This is a genomic window from Actinotignum sp. UMB0459, assembly GCF_051905915.1.
GTDB classification, from domain to species: domain Bacteria; phylum Actinomycetota; class Actinomycetes; order Actinomycetales; family Actinomycetaceae; genus Actinotignum; species Actinotignum sanguinis.
Map to the genome: position 1 here is coordinate 1 of NZ_JBQAIK010000019.1, position 14,182 is coordinate 14,182.

Here is a 14,182-nt window from a genome sequence, read left to right on the forward strand (position 1 = left end):
GTGAGCGAAACAGAGATGCAGGAGGCTCCCGTACGCATCCATGCCAATGCGCCGGGCAAGCTTTATATCGCGGGGGAGTACGCCGTGGTGGAGGCCGGCCGGCCAGCGATTCTTATCGCGGTGAACCGTTTTATCGACGTCGTTCTTACCCCGGCGGAAGGCTCCGGGCTGGTACGTTCGCACGGCAACGGTTTCGCACCTCTCTACTGGCGCCACGAAAACGCGCTCCCTGTTTTTGATGATATTGGCTCCGATTACGCTGCCAATGCGATCCGCACTGTTGAGGCGCTGCGCAGTGAACGCGGCCTCGAGGCCCGCCACTACAACCTTGATATCACCTCCGGTTTGGTCGAAGAGGACGGCCGCAAATACGGCCTGGGTTCCTCGGCCGCGGTAACGGTAGCAATCGTGGATGTGCTCAACCGTTTTTACCATCTCAAACTCACCCTGGAGGAACGCTATAAGATCGCGCTGCTTTCCGTTTTGGAGCGGGCCCCGCGGGCCTCGGGTGGGGATATTGCCGCCTCCACCTACCGCGGTTGGGTCTACTACCGTTCCCCGGACCGCGCGGGCCTGAGCGAATACGCGCGCAGCCACAGCGTGACCGAAACGTTGAACGCCCCGGCGTGGGATTGCTGGGCGGTGGAATCGCTGCCCGCTCCCGTCCACGAAGAACTCCTGGTGGGGTGGACCGGCTTGCCTGCCTCCACCGAGCATCTGGTTTCCGGGGTACAGGCTCGTTCTCGCGGCGCCTACTTCCCCGGTTTCCTAGACGAATACGAGGATGTAGTGGAGCGCCTGGCCACCCAGTTGCGCACTGGTGGCCGCATCGGTGCCGAGGTTACCGCCGCGCGCCGGCTTCTGCGCCAGCTGGGCGCCAGCTCGGGTATCACTATCGAAACCGAGAGCCTGACTCATTTGTGCGACGTCGCCGCCGGGCTGGGGGGAGCTGCCAAATCATCCGGAGCTGGCGGGGGTGATTGCGGGATCGCCCTGGTAGGAAGCGATGTGGATAAAGACGCGGTATATCGGGGCTGGCGCGCAGGTGGCGTCGAACCGCTCGACCTTACGGTGGTGGAAGGATGAGCCCGGCGAATGCTGCCGGCGCGGCTGGGGCTAGAGATTCGCGCGGTGCGGGCGATGGGGTTGGTGCGCGGCAGGATACTTCCCGGGCGGCGCGCAAAGACGAGCACGTAGCCCTGGCGCGTGCGCAGGAAATCCGTCGCAATGATTTCGACTGTGTGAACCCTGTTCACCACGCTTTGGCCGCTTGTGATGTGGCGGCGGTGGACCTGTCTACCCGGGTCGGGACGTTTAGCTGGCCGGTGCCCTTTTATATCAACGGGATGACCGGGGGCACGGAGGCAACCGGGAAGATTAACCGAGTGTTGGCCATCGCGGCGCGGGAGGTAGGCGTGCCGATGGCAAGTGGGTCCGCCTCGGTGGCCCTTGATGATCCGAGCACGGCTTCTTCTTTTACCGTGATTCGGGAAGAAAATCCGCGCGGTTTCGTCATGGGAAATATTGGGGTGGGGCGCAGCGGCGCGGATGCCCGGCGCGTGGTTGAACTTCTGGAAGCGGACGCACTCCAGCTCCATCTCAATGCCGGGCAAGAAATTGTTATGCCCGAAGGGGAACGCGAATTTTCCGGCTGGCGTGCCTCGGTGGAAGAAATCGTGGCGCAGGCCGGAGTGCCGGTGATCGTCAAAGAAGTGGGATTCGGGATCTCGCGGGAAACGCAACGTGTTCTCGCGGATCTAGGTGTGCAGGTGGTCGACGTCGGGGGAGTGGGCGGCACGGACTTCGCCCGTATTGAAAACTCCCGGCGGGAAGCGCGCGAGTACTCCTACCTGGATGGATTTGGCCAATCCGCCCCGCTCTGCCTCCTCGAAGCGGAGGCCGAAAGCGGGCTTGACCTGCTGGCCTCGGGCGGGGTGCGCACTCCTTTCGACGTCGTCCGTGCGCTTATTTTGGGTGCCCGGGCGGCTGGCGTGGCTCGCCAATTCCTCGAGCTGGCTATCCAGGGGGAGGCCGCTGCGGTGGCTGGGCTGCGTTCCTGGCGCGATCAGGTGCGCGCGCTGCTGGCGCTGCTCGGGGTGCGGACGGTCAGTGCGGCGCGGCAGTGCCAGGTGTTCATTACCGGGGAGCTGGCCGAACGGGCCCGGCTGCGCGGCGTCGATCTTGAGTCGTACGCGCGGCGTGGTGCGGCGCACACGAGTTTGTGTCATGCAACAGATATATAGCATTGCTAATACTCTCGCACCACGTTAGTATTGAGAAATGAGAGTGCGCGATCCTGATCTGTACGCTTTCTTCCGAGGAGGTCCCTACCCGAGGCGTTATCCGGCCGGTTTGCAAAAACAACTTACCCGGCGATTGCAGATGTTGAACGCTGCGAGAAGTGTGCACGATCTTCGCCAGCCGCCGGGAAACCGACTTGAGGCACTTTCGGGTAATCTTCGCGGGTATTGGAGTATCCGCGTGAATAATCAATGGCGGGTTGTGTTCCGCTGGGATAATGAAACACAGGAGGCTTATGATGTCTATTTCTGCGACTACCACTAACCAGTATCTTTCGACCCCGGGCGAGATTCTGAAAGAAGAATTTCTTGAACCTCTGGGAATCACTCCTTACCGCCTCGCCAAGACTATTGGGGCATCTCAAACGGCCATTGGGGAGATTATTTCCGGTAAGCGTTCTATCAGTGTTCCTATGGCGTTTAGGTTATCGAAGGCTCTCGGGACAACCCCGCAATTTTGGGTGAATTTGCAGCGCGATTTTGACGTTCTCTCTTTTGATGCATCTGAAGTCGAGAGTATTAATCCGCTTGTTGCCTAATTTACTGTTAGGCGCGAGTTGAATCTGCACGCCTAGTGTAACCAAAACTGCAGGCCCTGGTTGGCTAGTGGGTGGATTCGTGAGCGTATTTGCCGTCATTGCAAAGTTTCGACTCTTGGGGGCGCGCTCACGCAGTGCTGTTGCCGGGCGCACGCGATAGCGATGCCGCACCCAACGATCCGTCTTCCTAAGATGTATAAGATGTAAAAAGTAGTAAAGGCCGAGATCTGCGGATACGCATTGCGCGTAATCCATTCAGATCAAAAGGTAATGTGATGACCGTCAAATCCTCTTCTCTTTGACGCGACGTAGCGGATGGTATTACTCGCTCTTTTCGTGTGGTAGTTCTCGGGAACTGTACTGCGCTCGTACGACATGCGAAGTACAGCTGTGAAAAACATACCGTCTCCCGCCGAGGCTCATGTGACTGCTGAGGTACGTGAGGTTGCCGCATCTCAGCGTTGCGTCCCTGTAAAACGACGCCGCACCGACACCGTATCTGACCTGCCCTAATAACCCCACTCCCACACCGGCTTATGATATGTCCCACAGAGGTGGTTCTTTCCTCAACTGGATTTCTGGGCGGCGAGCGCCTAACGTAATTCCCATGGCGAACAGGACCACTCAGATGCACACCGCGATGCGCGGTGCCTGCGTGCGTACCTGCATGTGCCCCATGTGTTGCATGTGTTGCTGTCGCTAGTTCGCCAGCGGAACCCGAAAATTAGCTGCCCTCATACCTAACGGCCGGGCATTTTCGGATAGCCAGCGCGGACAAGCGGCACCCCGGCGCTCGATTCCCGGGGATTAGCACAATTGTGGATAATGCGATGTCCGCGGTGGCACGGCCTTGCGTCTCGTTCCCAAAATCCCGCATTATCCACGGTCAACCCAACACCAAGTAAGGAAGAACCGTGGCATCTGCACAAACCTCACGTATTCGTCGTCGCGTCCTGGGCGGGCTTTCCGCCCTGGCGGCGCTCACCATGGCCCTTACCGGGTGCTCTAGCCCGGATATATCCGGCTCGGGTGACTCCGCCGCCGGTACTGCCTCCGGTTCCGGGGCCGGCGCAGAAAGCGCCACCGTGGGGGCCCGCACCCCCGAACAGATCAAAGAAGCCGGAACCATCAAGATCGGCACCTTTGCTGATAAGGCACCTTTTGGCTCTCTCGTTGGGAAAAACACCTACGAAGGCTACGACATCGTTTACGGGGAACGCATCGGTAAAGACCTGGGTGTCAAGGTTGAATGGGTCCCGGTGGATGCCTCCTCGCGGGTGGAATTCCTCAAATCCGGGAAGGTTGATATTATCCTCGCGAACTTCACGGTGACTCCGGAACGTGCCGCGCAGGTGGACTTCGCCAACCCGTACATGAAGGTATCTTTCGGTGCTGTTTCCAGCGCGAAGAACCCGGTGCGTTCGGAAACGGAACTCGCGAATAAAAATATTATTATCGTCAAGGGCACCAGTCAGGACGCGTGGATTACCGCCAACCATCCGGAGTGGAAGGTGACGAAGTACGAGCAGTACACCGAAGCCACGAATGCCCTCACCGATGGGCGCGGGGACGTGTGGATCACAGACAACACCGAGGCCCTTGCTTTCACCGAACAAAACAAGGATTTCGTGACAGGTATTTCCTCTTTCGGAGAAGAATCCACCATCGCGGCGGCTGTCCAGCAGGGGAATACCCAGCTGCGCGACTGGATCAATAACAACCTTGTGGAGCTGGGCAAAGAGAATTTCTTCCACAAGAACTTCGAGCAGACCCTCGCCCCGGTCTACGGCACCGCGATCTCGCCCGATGAACTCGTGATCGAAGGCGGGGCTCGCTAAGAGTTCCCTCCTCCCGCAGGCGCGGGCCGTCCTAATGGCCTCAACCGGCCGCCCGCCGTGAACCGAGCGGGCGGCCCGCGCCGCGGAGAGAACTTCTAGCACAGCCAAACCCCAGCGAGGATATTTCATGGATCTATCAGTACTGAGCGAAGCGTGGCCCCTGTATATGCAGGCCATGCTTGTCACGCTCCGCATCGGCGCCATCGGCGTGGCCGCCTCCCTCCTCCTCGGATGGGTGTGCGCCGCGCTCGTGCATTTCCGGGTTCCTATTGCACGCCAGCTCGTGGCTGTCTACATCGAGCTATCGCGCAATACCCCGCTCCTTGTCCAGCTTTTCTTTCTCTATTTCGGCCTCCCGAAAATTGGACTTACCCTCACCGGGGAAACCTGTGCGATTATCGGGCTGACCTTCCTGGGTGGCTCCTATATGGCGGAAGCTTTCCGTTCCGGCCTGGACTCGGTGCCGCGTATCCAGCGTGAATCTGCCCTTGCCCTCGGGCTTACCCGCCGCCAGGTTCTCACCCGGATACTGCTCCCGCAGGCGGTTGCGGTAGCGATGCCGGCGCTCACCGCGAATATTATTTTCCTCGTCAAAGAGACGTCGGTGGTGTACGTCGTCGCCGTTCCGGACCTCATGTACCTGGCCCGCGAACACATGGGCCTGCAATCCACCACGCAGGAATCCCTCCTGCTCCTGACGGTGTGCTACACAATTATTTTGCTTCCCGTGGCCCTCGGGGCACGCTGGCTGGAAGGGAGGATGCGCCGCTATGCTGCCGTTCGCTAACGCCACCTTCGCTTCCGTATCCGCGTATGTAACGACGCCGCCCGACGCCCTCACGCCCACCACCTCCACCACCGGCGGGGAAGGCTGGCGCCCGCTCCTCGACCCGGAAAATATCTCCCTCCTCTTCCAAGGGCTGTGGGTTTCAGTGCGCATCGCCCTCATCGCAATGGCGCTCTCCCTCGTTTTCGGCACCCTCCTGGGCCTGGTCATGGACGTGCGCTCGCGCCTGGTCCGTTTCCTCACCCGCGCTTACGTGGAGGTGCTACGCATCATCCCGCAAGTGGTTCTCCTCTTCATCGTCTACTTCGATTCCACCCGCACCTTCCACCTCGATATGTCCGGCGAGCTCGCCGCGATTATCGTTTTCACCCTGTGGGGGACGGCGGAGATGGGGGACCTGGTGCGCGGCGCCATTGCCGCCGTACCCGCCCACCAATACGAATCCGCCCGTGCGCTCGGGCTCTCCACCCGCCAGCTGCAACGCCACGTGATTCTCCCGCAGGCGATCCGCCAGCTCATCCCCCTCACGGTCAATCTCACAACCCGCATGATTAAAACGACGGCGCTCGTCTCCCTCATCGGCGTCATCGAAATCCTCAAAGTTGCCCAGTCGATTATCGACCGGGAACGCTTCGACTACCCGGATGCCGCACTGTGGATTTACGGCGCGGTCTTCCTCATCTACTTCGTGGTTTGCTACACGATTTCCGCTTATTCGCGCCACTTGGAAAGGAAACTGGCACTATGACAAGCCCGGCATATTCACAGCCCCTTGACCCTGCCCTCGCACCCAGCCCGCTCGCTTTGCGTGGCGCGGCCTGGCATGTACAAACGCTGCGTTTGGTCGACGTCGACAAAACCTACCCAAATGGCGTGCATGCCCTCCAAGGTATTTCGCTGGAAGTGGCGCCCTCCGAAGTTGTTGTCGTCGTCGGCCCATCTGGATGCGGCAAATCCACGCTGCTGCGCACCATCAACGGACTGGAGGATATCCAATCCGGCAGCATCTCCTACGGTGAACAGAACCTCGCGGAACCGGGCACGGACTGGACCGCGGCGCGGGCCCGCATCGGTATGGTTTTCCAGAACTACGAGCTCTTCCCGCACCTGTCGGTCCTCGAGAATCTGCTCCTCGCCCCGCGCGTGGTACGCAAGGCACCCACCGGCCCCACCCGCGCACGCGCCCTCGCGTTGCTCGACCGCGTCGGCTTGGCGAGCCGCGCCGATGCGCGCCCCAGCCAGCTTTCCGGCGGGCAGAAGCAGCGGGTGGCGATTGTGCGTGCCCTCATGATGGAGCCGGAGGTGCTGCTCCTGGACGAAATCACCGCCTCGCTGGATCCGGAGATGGTGCGCGAAGTGTTGGATGTGGTGCTGGAGCTAGCCGGCGGTGGGATGACGATGCTGCTCGTCACCCACGAAATGAGTTTTGCGCGGGCCATTGCCGACCGCGTGGTCTTTATGGATGCCGGGAAGATCGTGGAAATCGATAGCCCCGAGCGCTTCTTCACCAGTCCTGCCTCGGCGCGCGCCCGCGCCTTCCTCAAGACATTCGTTTTTGAGCCGGTAGACTGAGCGGCGTGACTGACTCGAGAATCACCCCGGACTCGCAGACCCCCATCCCCACCAAATGGGTGGGCCCCATTCACATCTCCGGCCCCGTGCTGAGCGGCGCCGTGGAAGTCCCGCTCGCCACGTATGAAACGCCGCTGTGGCCTTCGTGCAACCGCGGCGCGGATGTCTCGCGCATGGTGGAGGGGGGTATCCGCGTCTGCGTGGCCGATGAGCGCATGTCCCGCTCGGTGCTTTTTATTGCCGACGACGCCGCGGCGGCTCTCCGCGCGGTCACCGCCATCGCGGCGCGGCGCTCCGAGTGGGAGCGGGTGGTGGCCGGGCAGTCGCGCTTCGCGCGCCTGCTGGATATCCACCCCGAAGTGGTGGGGAATTTGCTTTTTGTGCGTTTCGAATTCTCCACCGGGGATGCCTCGGGCCACAATATGGCCACCCAGGCCGCCGAGGCGCTGATGAGCGCGATAGCAGCGGTATGCCCGGAGCTGGAGTACGGATCCATTTCCGGGAATTACTGCATCGATAAAAAGCCCTCCGCCGTCAACGGGATTCTGGGGCGCGGGCGGCGCACCATCGCTGATATTTTCATTCCGGACGAGGTGATCGCCCGGCGCCTGCGCAGTGATGCGCACCGGATCGCCGAACTGAATTACCGCAAAAATTGGGTGGGCTCCACGCTCGCCGGGGCGGTGCGCTCGGCCAATGCCCACTACGCCAATATGCTGCTGGCTGTCTACCTGGCCACCGGGCAGGATGCCGCCAATATTGTGGAGGGCTCCCAGGGCTTCACCCACGTGGAAGAACGCGAAGGCGGGCTTTACGTGTCCTGCACCCTCCCGAATCTCATTGTGGGAACCGTGGGGAACGGTAAGGACCTCCCCGGCATTGAAGCGGTCATGGAGCGCATGGACCTGGCGGACCGGAGCCGGCCGGCCGGGGAAAACTCCCGGCGCCTGGCGGCCATGATCGCGGCTACCGTGCTGTGCGGGGAGCTGTCCTTGTTGGCCGCGCAAACGAATCCGGGTGAGCTTATGCACGCGCACCGTAAATTTGAACGCGGCGGAGCGCCCGCACCGGTGAACAGTGCTTCGGTGAACAGTGTTCCCGCGGGTGAATCCGGTGCCCGCGCAGCGGAGCAGCACTCACGCGCTAAGGAGGACTAAGTGAATATCGGCATTGACGCACTCGCTTGCGCTACTTCGCATTACTGCCTGCCGCTCGCGGATATGGCGGAGGCCCTGGATGTGCCCGTGGGTAAGTACCACGTGGGGCTCGGCCAAGAACATATGAGCATCCCGGCCCTCGATGAGGACGCCGTCACCCTGGGGGCCCAGGCCGGGGCACGCCTCCTGGCCGCCACCGGTACCGCGGGAATCCGCACCGTCATTTTCGCTACCGAATCCGGGGTGGATCAATCGAAATCCGCCGGGGTTTTCCTCCATGCTCTCCTTGAGCTGCCGCGCCATGTGCGCACCGTGGAAATGAAAGAAGCCTGTTACGGGGGCACCGCGGCGCTGCAAAGCGCCCTGGGTATCGTGGCGCGCCACCCGAAGGAAAAGGTGCTGGTCATCGCCGCGGATATCGCCCGCTACGCGGCGGGCGGATCCGGGGAGCCCACCCAGGGAGCCGGTGCCGTGGCTTTCCTCGTCAGCGCGGAGCCGCGCCTGCTGCGCATCCCCGCGGTAAGCGGCGTATACACCGCGGATATTAATGATTTTTGGCGCCCGAATGATTCCAGCACCCCGCTGGTGGACGGCCACCTTTCCATGGACGCCTATATGGATGCCCTTACCGGGGCCTACGATGACTACCTGGAACAGGGCGGCATTCCCGCAGCTCAACTGGCTCGTTTTGTGCATCACCAGCCCTTCGGGAAAATGGCTCGCAAGGCTCACGCTCGCCTCATGGCTCACACGGGTGACTCGCGCGGGGATGAGGTAATCGAAAGCGGCCTTGCTTACGGGCGCCAGATCGGCAACTCCTATACGGCCGCCCTCTACATTGGCATTCTTTCTCTGCTCGGCACCGACCCGGCCGACCTCACCGATACTGCTATCGGGCTGTTCTCCTACGGCTCGGGAGCGGTGGCGGAATTCTTCACCGGTATTCCGGTGGCCGGCTACCGCGAGCGGCTGCGGGAAACCGGGGCCGATGCCGAGGGCGTGGCCGCGCTGCTCGCCGCGCGCGAAACCATCGATTTCCCCACCTACCGCGTCCTGCACGGCTCCCTGCGCACCGACGCCGCCGATTTTTCGACGCCGCCGCAGACCACCGCCCCCTTCCGCTTCGCCGGGGTCAGCTCCGGGGTGCGCCAGTACGAGGTGCGGAGCGGTAGCCGAGCCTGAGCCCCGCGCCGGGTGAACAGCGCTGCGCGGCGGGGGCGTGGCGGCGGGGCGGCGTCGTCGTACCAAGATGGCGACACCCGCGCGTGCGGCGCCCTGCAAAATAATCGCCCCGTGCATAGAAATTCGGCCATACTGGAGGGGTACCACCCGCGCCGGACCGGGCGAAAATCGGCAGTCTCCGAAATCTGATACAGTTTTTCTGCGCGTGTCAAGTGACGAAAGACTTAGGAGACAGTACGATGGGGAACATGACTCAACGACCCGCAGATGTGGAACCGAACTGGAGCGTCTCCGGCGGCGACCACCATCCTGATACCGAATACACGATTTACACTGTTGTTCATCGCCCGGCCGGCAGCCCGGCCCCCGCGGATCTTTCCGGTGCCACGGCGCGCATCGATGACGTTATTGCCGCGCACCCGGAGGTCACCCTGCGTGGCTTCTACGATCTATCCAATTTGCATGAGCATGCCGATCTCATGGTGTGGGTGCACGGAAAAGAGCTTGCCCCGCTCCAAGATTTCATGCGTGACCTGCGTACCACCCCGCTTTTCGAGAATCTTGACGTGACCTGGCAGGTTCCCGGGGTGCACGTGGCCGCGGAATTTAACCGCATGCACGCCCCGGCTTTCCTGGTCGGTGATAAGCCGCTGACCTGGCTGTGCACCTACCCCTTCGTGCGCCACGCGGATTGGTACCTCATGGACGGCAAGGAACGCGCCGTGCACCTGCGTGAACACGGGATGGCCGCCTCGAAATTTGAGGGGATCCTCGCCAATACCGTCGCGTGCTTCGGGATGTCGAATTACGAGTGGATGCTCGCTTTTGAAGCCGAAGATCCCACCCAGATCGTGGACCTCATGCGCGCCATGCGTTACACCCAGGCGCGCCGGTGGATGAAGCACGAAACTCCCTTCTTCTTCGGGCGCCGTTGCGAAACGAGCGAACTAGCCAAGATTCTGCGGTACGAAGCCTAAACAGCGCTGACACAGGAGACTCATGGACTACCAAGCCAGCCAACAGACCAGCGCCGCCCTGGTGGCCGAACGGAAAGCTCCGCGTGCCACGCGCATCACCCGCGCCCCGGGCGAGCATATTCTGGCGGGAAGCCCCGCCGTGCAGCACGCCGCCGCGCGCGGGGAACACTGGGTGAGTGAACCGACCGCCTATGACGCCATCGTGCTCGCCTCCTTCGGCGGGCCCAACGGCCAGGAAGATGTGCTGCCCTTCCTACGCAATGTCACGGCCGGGCGCGGCATCCCCGATGACCGCCTCGAAGAAGTGGCGGTGCACTACCGCCTCAACGGGGGCAGCTCGCCCATCAACGGGCAAAACGCGGCGCTGCGCTCCCGCCTGGAAAGCGAGCTGGCCCGGCGCGGCCACGCTATCCCCGTCTACTGGGGCAACCGCAATTGGGAACCCTATATTTGGGAAGTGGTGCGCGATGCCTACGAGGACGGCCACCGCACGCTCCTGGCCGTTCCCACCTCGGCGTATTCGGGATATTCTTCCTGCCGGCAGTACCGGGAGGATTTCGCGGACGCGCTCGAATACGCGCAGATCCCCGAGGATATGCGGGTGGATAAACTCCGGGAATTCTTCGATCACCCCGGTTTCGTGACCCCCTTTATCGAGGGGCTCGCGGCTGCCTATACCCAGATGCGCGAGCGTGGTTTCGCGGCGGACGAGGTCGAAGTCCTCTTCACCACGCATTCCATCCCCAACCGGGCCAATGAGCTATCCGGCCCGCCCGAACTGGGTGGCGGACTCTACCTGCGCCAGCACGAAGCGGTGCGCGATGCTATCCGTAGCGCGGTAGAGGAGCGGGTGGGGGCCCGCCTGAGCTGGCAGATGGTCTTCCAGTCCCGCTCCGGCCCGCCTCATATTCCGTGGCTGGAACCCGATATTAATGACGTGATCGAAACTTTGCCGGGGCGCGGGCGGCGGGCTGTCGTCGTCGTTCCTATCGGTTTTGTATCCGATCACATGGAAGTGCTGTGGGATCTGGACAACGAAGCCCGGGCCACCGCGCAGCAGTGCGGCCTGGCTTTCGCGCGGGTCTCCACCCCGGAAACGCATCCGGCTTTCGTGGCCGGCCTGGCCGATCTGGTGGAGGAGCGCCTGGAGGGGCGTCCGCGCGCGCAGCGGGCCCACCTCACCGAGATGGGCCCGTGGTTCGATCTGTGCCCGGCGCACTCGTGCCGGAATCCGCACCTGCCCGAATTGCGCGCCATTGGCGGCTTCATCGGGGAGGGCGTAGAGGCGTAGTTATTCGCCGGCTGCGGCCAGCCGCTTCGTTTCGCCTTCTACCTGGCGTGCGGCCTGCTGGGCGACCTCGGTGTCCACGCTTTCCGGGAAGAGCACCGCGCGGTAATAGCGCAGCTCGTCGATGGAATCGTAAATATCACCGAGGGCCCGGTGGTGCCCGAACTTCTCCGGGGACACAAAATACGCCTTGGGGTACCAGCGCTTCGTCAGCTCCTTAATGGAGGAGACGTCAATAATGCGATAGTGGAGGTAATCGACCAGCTCAGGCATGTATGCGGTGAGGAAGGTCTTATCGGTGCCCACCGAATTACCCCCTAGCGGCGCCTTGCCTTCCGGCACCCGCTCCTTGAGGTAGGCGAGCACCTGCTCCTGCGCCTGCGCCACGCTTACCCCGTTCTCCCACTCCTCGATGAGGCCGGAGGACGTGTGCATATCGCGCACAAAATCGTTCATCTGCGCGGCCGCCGCGGCGGAGGGCTTAATAATAATATCGATGCCTGCGTCTACCGGGTGGAGGTTGCCGTCCGTCACGACAACGGAAATTTCCACCAGCTCATCACGCTGGGGATCCAAACCTGTCATTTCGCAATCGATCCAGACAATCGGATCGTTTAGATCGTGGTAACTCACCCCTCCATTCTAAGCACACGCACGCGGGCGGGTGGCTGCGGTCCGCGTGGGGAAAGGAAGGTACGACGACGCCGCGCAGTGGCTCGAAACAGCCGCCGCGCAGTGGCTCGAAACAAGAGCGCCCCCGAAAGGATTCGAACCTTCGACCGACGGATTAGAAGTCCGGTGCTCTATCCACTGAGCTACAGGGGCATAACATGCAGATTATGCACGAGTTGCACAAATGCGCAAAATCTGCAAAATCGGTAAGAACGTGCAAATATGCAAGAACGTACCAAATCTGCAAGTAGCGCTCTTAATGTACCCGAATCGGCGGCGGGGTTAAAACTACGCGCCCGCGTCAAAATAGTGAACAATAGAGGGGTGGCTCAATATCGTGATGTTCCTCGTCTTATCGCTCGCACTATCGACGCGCTCGATAAAGCGCGTTTCCCCCTTGCCTTGCCCGGCTCGCGCGATATCGAAGCGGAGCGCACCCAGCTCATCACTCAGCTGAAAAACCGGGTGCTCCCACGGATGGAACGCGAGGCCACCCCGGCGGTGGTGGTACTCGGTGGCTCCTCGGGGGCCGGGAAATCCACTCTCTTCAACTCGCTTTTCGGGGAAGAACTTTCCGCCGCCTCGGTGCTGCGCCCCACCACCCGCACCCCGGTTATCGCCGTGCACCCGGATGATGCTCCGCTGCTGGAAGGCCACGTGCTCACCACTCTGGCGGACGTGCGGGAAAGCGCGGGTGCGATTCCCGGACTCGTGCTCGTGGACGCTCCCGATCTGGACTCCGTGGATGCCGATAACCGCGCCCTGGCCCGCACGCTTCTCAATAGCGCGGACCTGTGGATCTTTGTGACCACCGCCTCCCGCTACGGGGATGCCACCGCCTGGTCGGTGCTCACCGATGCGCACGGGCGCGGAGTGACCACCGCGGTGGTGCTCAACCGGGTCCCCGCGAGCGCCGCCCCCACGGTGCGCGCGGACTTGGCGCGCCGCATGGAAAGCTCAGGGCTGGGGGACTCCCCGCTCCTCATTGTGGCCGATAACGGGCCCACCGCCGGGCTACTGCCCCCCGCCAGCGTGGCCGAGCTGCGCCAGTGGCTTGCATCCATGTCGGAAACCGGCTTCGGTAGGGCGCTCATCACCCGGGCGGATGCCGCTATGTTCCCGCATATGGGTGAGCGCCTAGAACATATCGCTGCGGCGGTGGAAATGCAGGCCGAAGCGGTGGAGCACCTGCGCACCGTGGTGGAGAAATCCGCTGCCGCGCCGCGCGGTGCCTTGCGTAAAGCCGCGCTCAGCGGGCGTTTCGGGGCCGGGGCTCCCACCACCGCCTGGCTTTCCGCCGCATCGAGCGGCGGGCCGCTGGCCGGCATTAACCCGGCCGCCGCCCCCGGCCTGGGGGCCCGCAGGCGTAGCGGGGCGCGTGACGCTGCCATGACCACTGTTTTTGAAGCGGTGCGCACCGCCGCGGATGTCACCCTCACCCAGCAGCTCAGCGATGCCAGCGAAGCTATCCTTACCGCCTGGGCCGGCGGGGTCATTGACACCCGCGAACTCGCAGCGAGCGCTCGCGCCGCCCTCGACCTGGATGCCATCCGTTTCCGCGCTTTCTCCGCGTGGATGAGCTACCTGAAAAGTGCCGCCCACGCCGCACCGCCTACCCGCTGGTTCGGCATCGCCGGGATGGCCGCGGTGCTCGGGGCTGCGGCCGGGGGAGTGAACGGGGCGCGCGCCCTAGCCGACGGGCTCTACCGGGGCGCGGCCGTGCGCGAGGCACGCGAAGAACTCGCGCGGCTCCTCGACGGGGCAATCACCGAGGTCACGGAGGTGTTCCGCAGCCAGCTTGGCGATGTGGAGCTCGGTTCGGGGCGCACGCTCCGGCTGCGCGCCGTCGAATTTAAAGACAGGTTCTAGT

At 62.6% G+C, this 14,182-nt stretch carries 14 protein-coding genes and 1 tRNA gene; 13 read left to right on the plus strand and 2 right to left on the minus strand.

The genetic code is table 11. From position 1 onward, the window contains the following. The 12 genes from ACTFPK_RS07560 to ACTFPK_RS07615 form a co-directional block, all read left to right on the plus strand. A partial coding sequence (locus ACTFPK_RS07560) for a phosphomevalonate kinase (protein ID WP_439911400.1) occupies window positions 1-1,086 on the plus strand: 1,086 nt, incomplete at its 5' end. After that, complete coding sequence (gene fni, locus ACTFPK_RS07565) at window positions 1,083-2,243, plus strand: type 2 isopentenyl-diphosphate Delta-isomerase (RefSeq protein ID WP_274778571.1); 1,161 nt, start codon at window positions 1,083-1,085, stop codon at window positions 2,241-2,243. The genes ACTFPK_RS07560 and fni, both read left to right, overlap by 4 nt. Before the next feature lie 43 nt (window positions 2,244-2,286). Next, window positions 2,287-2,565 (plus strand): type II toxin-antitoxin system RelE/ParE family toxin, encoded by a 279-nt coding sequence (locus ACTFPK_RS07570; RefSeq protein ID WP_274733492.1) that lies wholly within the window; start codon window positions 2,287-2,289, stop codon window positions 2,563-2,565. Continuing rightward, window positions 2,537-2,839, plus strand: a complete 303-nt coding sequence (locus ACTFPK_RS07575) for a HigA family addiction module antitoxin (RefSeq protein ID WP_274733493.1) — start codon at window positions 2,537-2,539, stop codon at window positions 2,837-2,839. Before ACTFPK_RS07570 ends, ACTFPK_RS07575 begins: the two co-directional genes overlap by 29 nt. Window positions 2,840-3,753: 914 nt before the next feature. Then, window positions 3,754-4,677: a transporter substrate-binding domain-containing protein gene (locus tag ACTFPK_RS07580; RefSeq protein ID WP_274733495.1), complete on the plus strand. Its 924-nt coding sequence runs from the start codon at window positions 3,754-3,756 to the stop codon at window positions 4,675-4,677. 127 nt (window positions 4,678-4,804) lie between these two features. Next, window positions 4,805-5,464: an amino acid ABC transporter permease gene (locus tag ACTFPK_RS07585; protein WP_126135654.1), complete on the plus strand. Its 660-nt coding sequence runs from the start codon at window positions 4,805-4,807 to the stop codon at window positions 5,462-5,464. Further along, a complete protein-coding gene (locus ACTFPK_RS07590; RefSeq protein ID WP_274733497.1) occupies window positions 5,448-6,212 on the plus strand; it encodes an amino acid ABC transporter permease in 765 nt (254 codons plus the stop codon). Before ACTFPK_RS07585 ends, ACTFPK_RS07590 begins: the two co-directional genes overlap by 17 nt. Further along, entirely contained in the window at window positions 6,209-7,036 is an 828-nt protein-coding gene (locus ACTFPK_RS07595) for an amino acid ABC transporter ATP-binding protein (RefSeq protein ID WP_274733498.1), read from the plus strand. Before ACTFPK_RS07590 ends, ACTFPK_RS07595 begins: the two co-directional genes overlap by 4 nt. 5 nt (window positions 7,037-7,041) lie before the next feature. After that, window positions 7,042-8,193: a hydroxymethylglutaryl-CoA reductase gene (locus ACTFPK_RS07600; RefSeq protein ID WP_274733500.1), complete on the plus strand. Its 1,152-nt coding sequence runs from the start codon at window positions 7,042-7,044 to the stop codon at window positions 8,191-8,193. Then, window positions 8,194-9,375, plus strand: a complete 1,182-nt coding sequence (locus tag ACTFPK_RS07605; protein ID WP_274733501.1) for a hydroxymethylglutaryl-CoA synthase — start codon at window positions 8,194-8,196, stop codon at window positions 9,373-9,375. A gap of 248 nt (window positions 9,376-9,623) precedes the next feature. Next, window positions 9,624-10,352, plus strand: a complete 729-nt coding sequence (hemQ, locus tag ACTFPK_RS07610) for a hydrogen peroxide-dependent heme synthase (RefSeq protein ID WP_274733502.1) — start codon at window positions 9,624-9,626, stop codon at window positions 10,350-10,352. Window positions 10,353-10,374: 22 nt separating this feature from the next. Continuing rightward, complete coding sequence (locus tag ACTFPK_RS07615; RefSeq protein WP_274733503.1) at window positions 10,375-11,643, plus strand: ferrochelatase; 1,269 nt, start codon at window positions 10,375-10,377, stop codon at window positions 11,641-11,643. Here ACTFPK_RS07615 and orn read toward each other — a convergent pair whose 3' ends face one another. Next, window positions 11,644-12,273: an oligoribonuclease gene (gene orn, locus ACTFPK_RS07620; protein WP_126135659.1), complete on the minus strand. Its 630-nt coding sequence runs from the start codon at window positions 12,271-12,273 to the stop codon at window positions 11,644-11,646. It abuts the gene before it with no gap. A gap of 119 nt (window positions 12,274-12,392) precedes the next feature. Then, window positions 12,393-12,465: transfer RNA gene (locus ACTFPK_RS07625), tRNA-Arg, on the minus strand. A 171-nt stretch (window positions 12,466-12,636) separates the two neighbouring features. On the opposite strand from ACTFPK_RS07625, the gene ACTFPK_RS07630 reads away from it, so the two are divergent. Beyond that, a complete protein-coding gene (locus ACTFPK_RS07630; protein WP_274733504.1) occupies window positions 12,637-14,181 on the plus strand; it encodes a GTPase domain-containing protein in 1,545 nt (514 codons plus the stop codon). Window position 14,182 lies beyond the last annotated feature (1 nt).

What these genes read in the sequence shown, in the direction of transcription:
- fni (WP_274778571.1), top strand. Translation starts at nt 1,083, where the DNA reads ATGAGCCCGGCGAATGCTGCCGGCGCGGCTGGGGCTAGAGATTCGCGC.
- ACTFPK_RS07575 (WP_274733493.1), top strand. Translation starts at nt 2,537, where the DNA reads ATGATGTCTATTTCTGCGACTACCACTAACCAGTATCTTTCGACCCCG.
- ACTFPK_RS07585 (WP_126135654.1), top strand. Translation starts at nt 4,805, where the DNA reads ATGGATCTATCAGTACTGAGCGAAGCGTGGCCCCTGTATATGCAGGCC.
- ACTFPK_RS07590 (WP_274733497.1), top strand. Translation starts at nt 5,448, where the DNA reads ATGCTGCCGTTCGCTAACGCCACCTTCGCTTCCGTATCCGCGTATGTA.
- ACTFPK_RS07595 (WP_274733498.1), top strand. Translation starts at nt 6,209, where the DNA reads ATGACAAGCCCGGCATATTCACAGCCCCTTGACCCTGCCCTCGCACCC.
- hemQ (WP_274733502.1), top strand. Translation starts at nt 9,624, where the DNA reads ATGACTCAACGACCCGCAGATGTGGAACCGAACTGGAGCGTCTCCGGC.
- ACTFPK_RS07615 (WP_274733503.1), top strand. Translation starts at nt 10,375, where the DNA reads ATGGACTACCAAGCCAGCCAACAGACCAGCGCCGCCCTGGTGGCCGAA.